Annotated in this window: 13 protein-coding genes and 1 pseudogene; 6 read left to right on the forward strand and 8 right to left on the reverse strand. The window is 44.7% G+C overall.

Features of this window, described 5'->3' with window-relative positions; all coding sequences use genetic code 11:
* Together ACIGBN_RS15340 and ACIGBN_RS15345 are read left to right on the forward strand one after the other, a co-directional pair.
* Window positions 1-151 (forward strand): annotated as a pseudogene (locus ACIGBN_RS15340) (IS30 family transposase); the annotation flags it as partial.
* A 58-nt stretch (window positions 152-209) separates the two neighbouring features.
* Window positions 210-518, forward strand: a complete 309-nt coding sequence (locus ACIGBN_RS15345) for a type II toxin-antitoxin system Phd/YefM family antitoxin (protein ID WP_396666411.1) — start codon at window positions 210-212, stop codon at window positions 516-518.
* Here the strand turns inward: ACIGBN_RS15345 and ACIGBN_RS15350 are convergent.
* The 5 genes from ACIGBN_RS15350 to ACIGBN_RS15370 form a co-directional block, all read right to left on the reverse strand.
* Window positions 445-1,089: a response regulator gene (locus tag ACIGBN_RS15350; protein ID WP_396666413.1), complete on the reverse strand. Its 645-nt coding sequence runs from the start codon at window positions 1,087-1,089 to the stop codon at window positions 445-447. The two genes, ACIGBN_RS15345 and ACIGBN_RS15350, sit on opposite strands and share 74 nt — an antisense overlap.
* A 24-nt stretch (window positions 1,090-1,113) precedes the next feature.
* Complete coding sequence (locus ACIGBN_RS15355; RefSeq protein ID WP_133002389.1) at window positions 1,114-2,475, reverse strand: cache domain-containing protein; 1,362 nt, start codon at window positions 2,473-2,475, stop codon at window positions 1,114-1,116.
* Window positions 2,476-2,598: 123 nt separating this feature from the next.
* Window positions 2,599-3,888: a TRAP transporter large permease subunit gene (locus ACIGBN_RS15360; RefSeq protein WP_133002388.1), complete on the reverse strand. Its 1,290-nt coding sequence runs from the start codon at window positions 3,886-3,888 to the stop codon at window positions 2,599-2,601.
* 33 nt (window positions 3,889-3,921) lie between these two features.
* Complete coding sequence (locus tag ACIGBN_RS15365) at window positions 3,922-4,461, reverse strand: TRAP transporter small permease subunit (RefSeq protein ID WP_133002387.1); 540 nt, start codon at window positions 4,459-4,461, stop codon at window positions 3,922-3,924.
* A gap of 56 nt (window positions 4,462-4,517) precedes the next feature.
* The gene (locus tag ACIGBN_RS15370) at window positions 4,518-5,603 is read right to left on the reverse strand and encodes a TRAP transporter substrate-binding protein (protein WP_133002386.1); all 1,086 of its coding nucleotides are present in this window, start codon (window positions 5,601-5,603) and stop codon (window positions 4,518-4,520) included.
* Window positions 5,604-6,014: 411 nt separating this feature from the next.
* Here ACIGBN_RS15370 and ACIGBN_RS15375 point away from each other — a divergent pair, with 411 nt between their 5' ends.
* Complete coding sequence (locus ACIGBN_RS15375) at window positions 6,015-7,640, forward strand: EAL domain-containing protein (protein WP_396666416.1); 1,626 nt, start codon at window positions 6,015-6,017, stop codon at window positions 7,638-7,640.
* Window positions 7,641-7,710: 70 nt separating this feature from the next.
* Here ACIGBN_RS15375 and sstT read toward each other — a convergent pair whose 3' ends face one another.
* Window positions 7,711-8,928, reverse strand: a complete 1,218-nt coding sequence (sstT, locus tag ACIGBN_RS15380; protein ID WP_396666418.1) for a serine/threonine transporter SstT — start codon at window positions 8,926-8,928, stop codon at window positions 7,711-7,713.
* A gap of 293 nt (window positions 8,929-9,221) precedes the next feature.
* Between sstT and ACIGBN_RS15385 the strand changes: the two genes are divergently transcribed.
* Window positions 9,222-9,752, forward strand: coding sequence for a DUF3750 domain-containing protein (locus ACIGBN_RS15385; RefSeq protein ID WP_133002383.1), 531 nt, complete (start codon window positions 9,222-9,224; stop codon window positions 9,750-9,752).
* Window positions 9,753-9,852: 100 nt separating this feature from the next.
* On the opposite strand, the gene ACIGBN_RS15390 is transcribed toward ACIGBN_RS15385, so the two are convergent.
* Both ACIGBN_RS15390 and prlC read right to left on the reverse strand, forming a co-directional pair.
* Window positions 9,853-10,113, reverse strand: a complete 261-nt coding sequence (locus tag ACIGBN_RS15390) for a YheV family putative zinc ribbon protein (protein ID WP_133002382.1) — start codon at window positions 10,111-10,113, stop codon at window positions 9,853-9,855.
* An 89-nt stretch (window positions 10,114-10,202) separates the two neighbouring features.
* Window positions 10,203-12,233 (reverse strand): oligopeptidase A, encoded by a 2,031-nt coding sequence (gene prlC, locus ACIGBN_RS15395; RefSeq protein ID WP_396666421.1) that lies wholly within the window; start codon window positions 12,231-12,233, stop codon window positions 10,203-10,205.
* Window positions 12,234-12,452: 219 nt separating this feature from the next.
* Between prlC and ACIGBN_RS15400 the strand changes: the two genes are divergently transcribed.
* The gene (locus tag ACIGBN_RS15400; protein ID WP_133002380.1) at window positions 12,453-13,025 is read left to right on the forward strand and encodes a gamma carbonic anhydrase family protein; all 573 of its coding nucleotides are present in this window, start codon (window positions 12,453-12,455) and stop codon (window positions 13,023-13,025) included.
* The gene (locus ACIGBN_RS15405; protein WP_396666423.1) at window positions 13,022-13,495 is read left to right on the forward strand and encodes a hypothetical protein; all 474 of its coding nucleotides are present in this window, start codon (window positions 13,022-13,024) and stop codon (window positions 13,493-13,495) included. The genes ACIGBN_RS15400 and ACIGBN_RS15405 overlap by 4 nt, the downstream gene beginning before the upstream one ends.
* Window positions 13,496-13,502 lie beyond the last annotated feature (7 nt).

Raw genomic sequence — 13,502 nt, forward strand, 5'->3', positions numbered from 1 at the left:
AAGACAGTACGTGCCTAAGGGCATTGATCTAAGAAGCGTTACAGAAGAGAAAATAGACTTCGCGATGAGACGAATAAACAATCGCCCAAGGAAGTGTTTAGGATTCAAGCAGCCAGCCGTTATCTTTAAACAGATGTGTTTGGCTGCTTGAAGTGAAAAGTGTCGCACTTCGGACTTGAATTCGGGGTCAACTAGTTAGGCTTGGCCTAATGAGTCGAAATGCATTAAAAATACAAGAAAACCTAGCTGAAGTAATGGATAAAGTATGCGAAAGCCATACTCCAATAAATATTATTCGAGAGGATAAAAAGTCCACCGTTTTAATCTCTATTGAAGACCATACCGATCTGTATGAAACGGCTCATTTGTTTGATAACTTTTCTAATTCGAAAGTAATTCTTAGTGATATTGGAAAAAATAAGCATAAACATCAAAACCATTTAACTAATCAATCAGATTATGTTCTATCGCGTATTTCACTAGACCTGCTGACGAGTGGATATTCAGCTTACGTTTGATATTTTGGCGATGAGTTTCCACTGTTCGAGCACTAATGCTCAAACGCACAGCAATCTCTTTATTAGAAAAGCCACTGGCCACTTCCACCAGCACGGCACTTTCTCTGGGGGATAACGCCTCTTCTTCCAATGCCGTCTTTGCTGCTTGTCCAAATAACGCATCTGACGCTTTTGAGCTGAAGTAGGTTCCACCTTGATAAACCATATTAATGGCTTGAACCAGCTCTTCGGATGACACGTCTTTAAGCACATAACCATTGGCGCCAGATTGGATCAGCGACAAAATATACTCTTTATCATTGTGCATACTGAGCATGAGAATTTTAATGTTGGCTTGTTCACTACGAAAACGCTTGGTGGCTTCTAGTCCATTTAAAATAGGCATAGACACATCCATCAAGACTAAATCTGGTTGTAGCTGTTGCGCTTTTTCTAAGGCTTCAAGGCCGTTTGATGCTGTGCCAATCACTTCAATGTTTGCTTCCATTTCTAACCGTGCTTGAAGGCCATCCAATACCAACATGTGATCATCCACCAGAAGTACACGTATTTTCGATGGCTCCGTTGTCATTCCGTTCTCTCTTCTTGTTAGATATTAATCGATTATAGGCGACGCTATCGACAGGATAGCACTGACTTTTGTGCCTTTCTCTTTCTGAGATTGAAAGACAAAATCGCCACCAACGAGCTCAATACGTTCTCTCATATTAATCAGCCCAATCCCGGGCGTTAACGTCGATTGATGAGAGCAACCTCGACCGTCATCCAAACACTCAAAAATCACCCGTCGATGGGACTGCCAAACTTGCAATATGACATTGCTCGCTTGGGAATGTTTTTCAATATTGGTTAACGCTTCTTGTGCAAAACGGTACAGGGTAATTTCAATTTCGTCCGGCAGCTCTGCCGTCACTTTAAAGCTGTACTTGACCTTAATATTGGTTCTTTCTTGAAACTGGTCGATCAGGCCTTTTAGACCGGTGTTTAAACCAAGATCATCAAGCACGGTCGGACGTAAATCATGGGATACTTGGCGGATGTCGCTAATCGTTTGGTTAATCAGCCCTTCGGCTTTGATCAATTCCGCTTCCACCACGTCTTTGTCGTCGTTGCGCTGTAATTTAGTACAGGCCAGCTCGATGCGAAACTTACAAGATACCAACATCTGATTAATGCCATCGTGCAATTCACGAGAAAGGCGCCGTTTTTCCAACACCTGTAAACGCATGAAACGCTGCACCAATGCTTTTAGTTTAGAGTCTGCTAACTTGTGCTCATGCAGATTAATCGCCAGCCCTAACAAGATAACAAATACCAGGGTGATACTGGCAACCACACTCACCAGAAAGAAACTACGACGGATATTGGCATTCATTGTCGCTTTGGCTTTGGCAAGTTCTTGGTAAACGTCGCCCAAATACAAACCTGTGCCCAACATCCAATGCCAACGGTCGATCATGATCGCGTAGCCAATTTTTTCTTCTTGCTGCATTAATGGCGGCTTCTCCCAAATATAACGGTGAAACCCTCCGCCCGTCTTTGCGACGGCCATTAAATGCTGAATTAAATAATTACCGGAGGTGTCTTTAAATAACCAAAGATTTTCACCCACTAAATTCGGCTGGGTAGGATGCACAAGATTCACACCACTACTGTCGTACACAAAGAAGTAACCATCGTCGCTATAACGTAATCCATTTAAAATGGATTTCACTATATCTTGCGCTTCGTCATCGTCCATCGTTTCATCTTCTAATACTGGACGAATGGCGCTCATGGCGATTTCTATATGACTTTTTAACGCTTCTTTTTTCGCGTGGATTAAATTGAATTCATAAATAGAGAGTTCATCGGCGGCTAAATCTCGCGCCGATTGTTGATTCAAATAAATAATAATAACGGTGGAAACCACCAGAGGAACAACCGCCAGCAGAATGATTTTTATTTTTAGTCCCACACGAAGGCCTGCTTATGATGATTGGATAACAACTGATTAAATAATGCGAAGGCCGCAGAAACAAAAAAAGCGGCGGTACCATCGTCTGAAGCACCCCCGCTTTTCGTGATATTACCTTTTGATTTAGCTCATGCCATACCATTCAGGGAAGATCATAAGGCTTGCAAGCACCAATACTTGGATCAGGATAAAAGGCATGACCCCTTTATAAATATCCGTCGTCTTGATTGAACTTGGGGCGACCCCTTTGAGATAGAATAAACTAAAACCAAAGGGAGGTGTTAAGAAAGACGTCTGCAAGTTCATCGCAATCAGAATCGCAAACCACACCATATTGATGCCCAATGCCTCAGCAACAGGCGCCAAGATTGGCACAATAATGAACGCAATTTCGACGAAATCGATAAAGAAGCCCAGAATCATAATGGCAACCATGGCTAAAATGATGAAACCCCATTTTTCGCCTGGTAGATTCAATAACACTTCTTCAACTATTTGATCACCACCGGTGTAACTAAAGGCCATAGAGAAGGCGGTTGCGCCCATCAAGATAGCGAATACCATGGCGGTAACTTTCACTGTTTCCATACTGCTTGAATACAGCATTTTCCAGTTAAACTTACGGTACAACAACGCCAGAACAATCGCGCCAACGCCACCCAATGCAGAAGACTCTGTTGGTGTCGCAATCCCGGTGAAAATAGAACCCAATACCACCAATACCAATGCCAATGGCGGAATGATGGCTTTAAGCGCGCTGATGATTTGCTGCGCGCGAGTTTCATCATCTAGATCTTCAGGTAACGCCGGAGCTAATTCCGGTTTTAGGAAGGTCAGAATCAAAATATAAACAATGTAACAACCGATCAACACCATGCCAGGCAGGATCGCAGAGTGGAACAAGTCGCCAACAGGAATCCCCAATACATCGCCAAGAATGATCAAAATGATCGATGGAGGAATGATCTGTCCAAGCGTACCAGAGGCACAAATGGTGCCGCAGGCAAGGGATTTATTGTACTTGTACTTCAGCATAACAGGGAGGGAGATGAGTCCCATCGCCACTACGCTGGCACCAACCACACCCGTCGAAGCCGCCAACAGCGCACCGACCAAAATAGTAGAAATCGCCAAGCCGCCACGTACGCGGCCAAACAACTTGCCCATCGCTTCCAGCAACTGCTCAGCAAGCTGTGTTTTCTGCAACACAATCCCCATGAAAACAAACAGAGGCACCGCCATCATGGTGGTGTTTTCCATGTAGCTTTGAATCCTAAAAGGCATAAAAGCAAACATGTCGAAACCTTCGGCAAAGACGCCAAAGATCAGTGCAATACCGCCAAACGTAAAAGCGACGGGGAACCCTAGCATCAACATAGCTAAGGCAACGAAAAACATAATAATTCCAATCATAAATGACCTATATGCAATGAGCTGGAAGTGCGCTTAGTGTTGAATCGGTGGGTTCTTAAAGCCATCTTCGCTGATACCGCGAATGGCATTAATAGAACGAATCATCATACCCACGCCACTGATGGCCATGGAGAAAAAAGCAAATGGGATTACGGCTTTGATAATCCAGCGATACGGTAGACCACCTGGGTCACCACTGCCTTCACCTAAAGCAAACGCTTCTTGTGCGTGACCAATACCGTAATAGCCAACCAATAACGTAAACGGCAGCATGAAAAAGGCACAGCCAAATAAATCGATCCAAGCACGCTTCTTGATGGACAAATTTTCATAAATCAAATCAACACGGACATGACCGCCATGTTGGATACCGTAAGGGATGCCTAATAAGAAAATCGCTGAGTACAGGTGCCACTCAAGCTCTTGCATCGCAATCGATACATCATTGAAGGCATAGCGCAATAAGACGTCGTAAAAGACATTACACAACAACGCGATTAGCAAGATAGTTGAAATACTACCAAGCAGATTAGAGAAACGAGTGATTCCTCTCTCTAGGTTTGTTAAAAACATGCAAAACTCCTAGAAAAGACGCACAACGAGATTGGCTCGTCGTGCGTCGTAGAGGGTTATTCAGAGATACTGTCTAAACTTTCAAGGTAAGCACGATCAGAGATGTTCGTCCAAACACGGGCCGTTTTCATGTACTCTTTTTGCGAGTCTAGAATCTCTTTAGTAAGAGGGTCTTTCGCGGCCGCTTCTGCCAACAATTCGTCGTTAGCTTTTTTCATGGCTTTTAGCACAGGAGTAGGGAAGGTTTTAACCTGAATATTTGGGAAGTCTGTTTTCATCGTCGCCCAGTTCACACCACTTTCATGGTAAGACTGAATGTACATGTCATAAGCAGACAGTTTCATAGAAACACGAAGGATTTCACGCAGGTCATCTGGTAAACGCTTCCAAGTACGCTCATTCACTAAGAACTGCAACTCAGTCGCTGGCTCATGCCAACCTGTGTAGTAGTAAGGTGCGATTTTGTGGAAACCCATACGCAAATCAAGAGAGGGACCAACCCACTCTAGTGCGTCTATGGTATTACGCTCTAGTGCTGTGTATAGCTCACCTGGTGGAATGTTCGTTGGCTTCGCGCCCAGTTTCGCAAGCACTTCACCAGCAAACCCTGGAATACGCATTTTCAGACCTTTCAGGTCATCCACAGTGTTGATTTCTTTTTTAAACCAACCACCCATTTGCATGCCGGTATTACCACCTGGGAAAGACAATAGGCCAAATGGCTTATAAACCTTTTCCATTAACTTCATGCCGTCACCTTCGTAGAACCAGCCATATTGCTCAGGGGCGGTCATACCAAATGGCATAGTCGTGAAATACAGTGTGTTGGCTACTTTACCTTTCCAGTAATAAGACGCTGAGTGGCCGATATCGTATTGCCCAGAACGAACCATATCAAAGATACCAAAAGGCGCTTTGTGTTTGTTCGCAGAGTCGATGGTGATTTTTAGACGACCGTTAGACATTTCGTCTGCAATGCGAGCCATATTACGTGGCGCATCGCCAAAGATAGGGAAGTTTGTTGTCCATGTTTCTGCCATCTTCAGTTTATATACTCTGTCAGCAGCAGTAGAAGACATGGAGAAAGTAGTCATAGTCACTGCCGCAGCAGCCACTAATGTCGTTATTTTTAAAGAGTTCATCTTTATGTCCTGTTGTTTATTATTTTTAAAACGGGATCAAGCAGACAGGATAATCACTCACTGGGGATTTGTAAGCTATTCGTATGAATACGCAAAAAAATATGAGCCGCTACGTATTAATACTTAGTGCATGTTTTATTACTGATCAAAACAACATCCCGCACGAACGTTAAAATCATCAGCAAAAGTCCATCATAGTGGCGATTAATTAGGATAAAAAGAGGACAGAAAAGACAGAAATATCGCATTAATGTGTAATAAAGAATGAGGAAATAATAATAAACAACTTTGTTAACAAAAAGCTTCATATTTACACAAACAACGCACAATTATCATGAGTGTTTTCTATATTATGCGCGCTTCCTGAGCCCCTGCTCCATATTAACCCTTCTAAATAGAGCCCTATATCTAATGCACAGCGCTTTTCAGCCTACCGCTTCTAGCTTTTTTTCTTTGCCTAAAAAAATGCACTGGATGGCATTACTATCAGGATTATTAGGGACAGTGATCGCCATCAGTGTGGTTCATGTGGTTATTATAAAACATGAGCGCGAGTTTCTACGGGGGTACTCTGAGGCAATCCTAAATCGCGGACTACAGGCCAATAAAGAAAGTCGCCTTTCATTAAAATTTGCTCAACAATCTCAGTTTGAACAATGTTCACCAGAAGACATTGAGTATCTTCGTGAAAGTCTGTGGAACTACGACTTTATTCATGACATAGGCCGAATCAAAAACGGCGCAATAGAATGCACGGCTGGCTGGGGCCTCTTAGCAGAGCAAAAGAAACTGCCACACTTTAGTGAACTCACGCCAGATGGTTATCAATTTTGGACAAGATTGAAAGACATTCCGACAGAAGGCATCACCAGTAATGCCATCGCTCGTCGCAATAGTATTGCGTTCGTCTCTCATTATGTTTTTAAAAACTTACCTCATAACCCTGAGTTTATTGCCGCAGTTTTGACGACTAAGCACAGCGATTACATTTACAAAACTTTTGGCGACCTCACTAAACAACAAGCCATTGGATTACTGAAAAAGAAAGAAGATCCTTTTTTCTGGTTGCCTGTCAAAGGACGTCAAATACAAACTCAGCTTTGCACGCAAGGCAGTACCGTTATTTGCACCACAGCGACGGATTCTCAATTAGGGATATTCGGTATTTCAAACACCTACCATGCTATTATTATCGTCATCGGTTTTTTATTTGGTGGCATTCTTTCCCTGTTATTGTCCTTTGCACGTCTGCGAAAAAACTCTCTTGGTGCACGACTCAAACAGGCTATTGATAAGAAACTATTGCACGTTCAATACCAACCCAAAATACAGTTACAATCAGGAAAGATAATCGGTGTCGAAGCATTAGCCCGTTGGAATGATGAGGAATATGGCTATGTCTCCCCTGATGTATTTATCGCCTTAGCCGAGAAAAATAATCAGATTAAAGAACTGACTAAGCTGATTGTGTCAAAAACGCTCTCTGACATGCGCGACTATTTGGTGAACAATAAAGCCTTCTTTGTCAGTATTAATTTATCGATTCAAGATTTAACAGACTCTCAATTCTTGTTATTTATTGATGACCTAGTGCAGCAGCATGGCATTCGACCAGAACAGCTCATTTTTGAAATTACCGAACGCTCTGCTGCCGACCAAGACGCCATGTCGAACACGACAAAACAGTTCGTCAAAAAGGGCTATCAAGTTTCATTGGATGATTTCGGTACAGGCTATTCCAACCTCTCTTGGTTGAGCGCACTGGAAGCAGACGAGATCAAAATAGACAAGATGTTTACTCAAGCCATCGGCACCGACTCCATCAATCAAAACATGCTCAATGGCATTTTCCAACTTATTGAAAACCTGAAAATGCACGTGGTGTTTGAAGGCATAGAAGAGCAACGTGAAGAGGATTATATTCTGGAGCGAAGCCCCAATGCGATCGGCCAAGGCTGGCTCTACTCACGCCCAGTCCTCGCCGAAGAAATAGGTAAGCTACTGATCTCACAACCGCTCAAGAAATCACACGCCTAATCGCCTTCCCTAAAACGAAGAAAGCCGCGACACTGCGCGGCTTTCTGACTCACGACATCAAGAGATGAGATTAGCGTTGCGCCGCACGGCATGCCGCTGCTGTAAACAATACGTCGGTCGAACTATTAAGTGCGGTTTCTGCAGAATCCTGCAAGACACCAATAATAAAGCCGACGGCCACAACCTGCATTGCCACATCATTAGGAATGTTAAATAAGCTACAAGCCAAAGGAATCAGCAATAACGACCCACCCGCTACACCAGAACTACCGCAGGCGGACACAGCCGCGATAAAGCTCAATAGAATCGCAGTAGCGAAATCAACTGGAATGCCTAATGTATTCACGGCGGCTAAGGTTAATACCGTAATCGTAATCGCCGCGCCTGCCATATTGATGGTCGCACCCAGAGGAATCGACACAGAATAGGTGTCTTCATCTAGTTTTAAGCGTTTACACAAATCCATGTTTACCGGAATGTTGGCTGCTGAACTGCGGGTGAAAAAAGCGGTCACACCACTTTCTTTTAAACATTGAAACACCAAAGGATAAGGGTTTTGACGCGTGCTCAAAAACACTAAAATCGGGTTAGTTACTAGGGCAATAAACAGCATAGAGCCGATCAATACTAGCAACAAATGTGAGTAACCTAACAAGGCACTAAAGCCCGTTGTGGCAATCGTATTCGCGACCAGACCAAACACACCAAATGGTGCTAAGCGAATCACAAAGCCCACCACTGTGGTGACGCTGTCGGCTAGGTTCTGCAACAGATCTTTGGTCGCATCAGACGCATGACGTAAACCGATACCAAAACAAACAGCCCACGTTAAAATGCCAATATAGTTGCCTTTCACCAACGCATTCACTGGGTTATCAACCATATTAAAAAACAAAGTATGCAGTACTTCAGCAATACCTTGAGGAGCAGAACGGCTCAAATCCGCGGTGACTAGATCCAACTGAGTAGGGAAGGCATAACTAAACAACACAGCAACAAACGCCGCAATCAATGTACCAACAGCATACAAAACCAGTACCGGACGGATAAAGGTTTGTTCATTTTGTTTGTGGTTGGCAATCGAGGCCATCACCAAAATAAACACCAACACAGGCGCAATGGCTTTCAGCGCTTTGACAAAGAATCCACCGAGTAAACCAGCAGACTGAGCGGCACTGGGTAACGCATACGCTAGTGCAATACCACACAGCACACCAATGATAATTTGCAGGACTAAGCTGCCTTTCATGTAGCGTTGAAACAAGGACGGGGTCGTATTTGAAGTCATGGGAAAAAATCCATCAAATTTTTTAAGTGGGGCACCTTAAAACATCACGTCCCATAAATGAACCATTTGTGGGCGTTTTCTTCCCAAATTTTGCGATTTGAAGGATAAATCCTCTTTAATTGACCGATACCAGTCGATCGCGTCACGGATGGCGAGCGGTATTTTTGCTTTTATCACGTGCATTAGTCTGATCGAACATACAAAAAAATGATCATTTCGGGCACTAATACAGGCACTTGTACTCTGAGTAAGCAACACGCGATACTACCCAAAAACAAACAAGGAATGAGAAGGTGCTAAAACACATTGGAATCGTATTACTAACCGTGCTAATCAGCGCTTGTTCTAACAATGATTGGCAAACGGCAAGTCGTGAGCCGGCAGGTATAGCGCCCAACCCAGAGACAGATCAAGAAGCGGTTATTGAAGTCTATGCGGCGGATGCGTTCAGTTGGCGAGGTTGGTTTGCGGTACACACTTGGATCGCGACTAAACCACAAAACGCCAAAGAATATAATGTCTACGAAGTGGTTGGCTGGCGTGTAAAAAGAGGCTTGCCTGCGCTCCATGAATATCAGACAAAAACACCCGATCGCTATTGGTATGGTGCGAAGCCAGAAAAGGTATTGTCGATACAAGGCGAAAAAGCCCAGCGCTTGATCCCACAAATCACGGACGCCGTGGCCCGCTATCCATGGGCGAATCAATACACTGTGTTCCCAGGCCCAAACAGCAACACCTTCCCTACTTGGATTGGTTTGCAAGTACCGGATCTTGGCTTGAAGATGCCATTTAATGCCATTGGTAGTGGCTACGCAGACTGAGAAACCGCTGCGAATCCCTTTTCCATAAAAAAACGGAGTCGTTATTCACGACTCCGTTTTTACATACGTTTTAGAACGCAAACGTTAGAGCAAAAGACGATCAGTGCTTCGTCATTCCAGGGTTCGGAATAAAGTTAATCACCACTTCTTCAGCCTCTGGCGCGCTGCTGTGAGGCGTATTCACTCGCGTTGGAATTTCGGTTGGCTGCGCCTGTATTACCGTAGACTGCTCATCCGTGTAACCACACGAAATACACTCACGATATTGTTTTTCAGCGTCATCATCACGCCAAGCGCGTATTTTATCCATTTCACTACAACGAGGACAAACAGCCCCCGCGATAAAGCGTTTTACCGTCATAATATTGCCTATTGCCTCTTATAGAAAAGCAGCGCGTCGCCACTTTTCTATTTCGTTATTCGCCACGCTCGTTATGCAGTTTTCTACAGCTAGGCTGCAATGCCACTGTGTCTCAATAAAGCGTCGGTACTTGGCTCACGACCACGGAATTCAGCAAACAATTCTGCCGCTGGGCGAGAGCCGCCATTGGCCAATATGGTATCACGGAAGCGTGCACCCGTGTCTTTATTGAAAATGCCGTCTTCTTCGAATTTCGAGAAAGCATCTGCAGACAACACTTCTGCCCATTTATAGCTGTAATAACCCGCAGCGTATCCGCCTGCAAAGATATGTGAGAAGCCGTTCTGAAAACGGTTAAATTCTGGTGGTGTCGTAACCGCAACGTCACGACGCACTTCGTCAATAACGGATTGTACAGAAATGCCTTTTTGGTATTCGCGGTGCAAACGGAAGTCGAACAATGAAAATTCCAACTGACGCATCATTTGCATACCAGATTGGAAGTTCTTCGCCGCCAGCATTTTTTCTAGCAAGGCGTCTGGTAATGGCTCATTGGTTTCAAAATGCCCTGCGATATAGGCCAAGGCTTCTGGTTCGTAGCACCAGTTCTCCATAAATTGACTTGGTAGCTCAACCGCATCCCAGGCGACACCGTTAATCCCAGACACAGAAGACACATCAACTTGCGTCAACATATGGTGCAAACCATGGCCAAATTCATGGAACAAGGTCGTCACTTCATCGTGTGTGAGTAAGGCAGGTTTGTCGCCAATTGGCGGAGTGAAGTTGCACACTAAGTAAGCAACAGGAAGCTGCAGACGATTGTCGCTCAAACGACGACGAGTCCGACACGAATCCATCCATGCGCCACCACGTTTTGCTTCACGGGAGTAAGGGTCTAGGTAGAAGCGAGAAATGTCTTCTCCACCTTTACTGATAGTAAAGAGCTGTACGTCTTTGTTATAGCTATCGAATTCTTTTTCTTCTCGAATATCCACGCCGAACAAAGTTTGTGCCACGTGAAACAGTCCCGATAAGACTTTATTCATTGGAAAGTAAGGGCGCAGCTCTTCTTGAGAGATACTGTACTTATGCTGGCGCAGCTTCTCGGCGTAATACCCCATATCCCAAGCATTCAACTCGGTGACGCCATTTTCGTCTTTTGCGAACGCGGTTAATTGGGCAAGATCTTGTTCTGCTGAGCTTTTTGATTGTTGCGCTAAGGTTTGCAAGAAGTCGATGACCTGCTGACCGTTATCGGCCATCTTGGTCGCCACGGACAATTCAGCGTAGTTATCAAAGCCTAGAATGTGTGCCATTTCATGACGCAATGCCAAAATCTCATCAATCAAAGGAGCGTTATCAAACTTGATATCTCCCCCTTGATCAGAGGCGCGGGTGGCAAAAGCTCGGTACATTTCTTCACGCAACGCGGCGTTATCCGCGTAGCTCATGACTGGCATGTAAGATGGAAAATCCAAAGTAAACAACCAGCCTTCTTTCTCTTTGGCTTCTGCCATTTGCTTAGCTTGTGCTAACGCAGAGTCAGGTAAACCGGCCAACTCTTTTTCGTCCGTAATTAACTTGCTCCACGCTTGAGTGGCGTCCAAGACATTTTCACCGAATTGACTGCTCAGCTCAGACAAACGCTGACTGATTTCACCATAACGTTTTTTGGCGTCGCCTTCTAAGCCAACACCGGACAATTCAAAGTCACGAATGGTTTGTACTAAGGCTTCGGTTTGCGCGGGCGATAGATGTTTGGCCGCATCACTTTCTGCTAAGGTTTTGTAAGCTTGATACAAGGCCTTATTTTGCCCTAAGTCTGTGTAATACTGGGTAAGTTTAGGCAAGCAAGCATTGTACGCTTCTCGCAGCTCTGGCGTATTTTTAACAGAGTTAAGGTGACTGATAGGCGACCAGAAATTAGCAAGGTCGTCGTGCAACTGATCCAACGGCAGTACTAGGCTTTCCCACGTCGGATCGCTGTTTTCGTTCACGCACGCATCAATCGCGGCTTGTGTGTTACTCAAGCGCTCTGTCAATTCCGCCTCAATGCTCGTTACATCAATCGTGGAAAAGGTTGGTAAGCTGGTCGCATCCCATACGGACTGTGACATATCATGTTATCCTTCTATGCGAAAAAACGCGCTAAGACCACCATGGTCACTTGTGCATCGCGTTTCATAAAAATGGTTAGGCTTTGAATTTATGGCCTTATTAAAAGCAATCTATATGTAATAAGATATGTGGTGTTTGATTTTTTTCAATGACACTATCGCTATCATGTCGATAGTTCATCTTTACTGCACACAAAACACCCTAAAAAGAGAGTCTGTATGGTGATGAGATCGTTTCGTGGTAAAACGCCACAACTAGGTGAGCGTGTTTGGGTTGACGACCATGCTGTCATTATTGGCGATGTGACCATAGGTGACGACAGCTCTGTGTGGCCTCTAGTGGCGATTCGTGGTGACATGCATCATATTCGCATTGGCGCCCGAACCAGCATTCAAGACAACTCCTGCCTGCACATAACGCACGCCAGCGCCTACAAACCAGAAGGTCACCCGCTATCAATCGGCGACGATGTCACCATAGGTCACATGGCCATGCTACATGGCTGCCAAATAGGCAATAAAGTCTTAGTAGGTATGGGCACCACCATTTTAGATGGTGCCGTCGTCGAAGACCAAGTCATCATTGGCGCAGGCTCTTTAGTCCCCCCAGGTAAACGATTGGAGTCCGGCTTTTTATACCTCGGATCGCCCGTCAAACAGGCTCGAGCATTGAGCGAAAAAGAGATCGAATACTTCCAATATGCGGGTCTAAATTACGTCAAACTCAAAGACGAATACCTAGCGGAAGCCGCCCAATTGACCCAGAATAACCATGAGAAAGACACTCAATGAAACGTAAAAACAACTCCACCGCTGCTTGGATTTTTACTCTTATCGCCGTCGCGGGTATTCTTTGTGGCCTCAGTGAAAGTTTCCGTAATTACTTTGAAGAACCGCATCTATCAAAAGTAGAACAAGCAGAACTAAACATTAGCCTCTTGCCTGAACCAAGAGACCTGCCTGACTTGTCGGCGGCTCTCAATGCCAAGAAAGGTCAATGGTACGGACTCTTAGTACAACCTCTCATTTGTGATGCTATTTGCCAGGGTGAGGTGTCCACTTTTGAAGCCAGCGGGCAATCGGTTCTTCGCCCTGCGGATTCCGCCTACCAAAAGACCACCGCATTACTCAGCAAAGTCGGCTACTCAGACTCCCAAGGGTTACTGCTATTAGTTAATAAGCACAATCAATTAGCGGGTAATATCGCACCACCTTATACCGTAGAAAGCATCCATAAAGCATTTACAGCGCTTAACCGATAAGCGCTGT

The organism is Marinomonas sp. NPDC078689 (assembly GCF_044542435.1).
GTDB classification, from domain to species: Bacteria; Pseudomonadota; Gammaproteobacteria; order Pseudomonadales; family Marinomonadaceae; genus Marinomonas; species Marinomonas arenicola.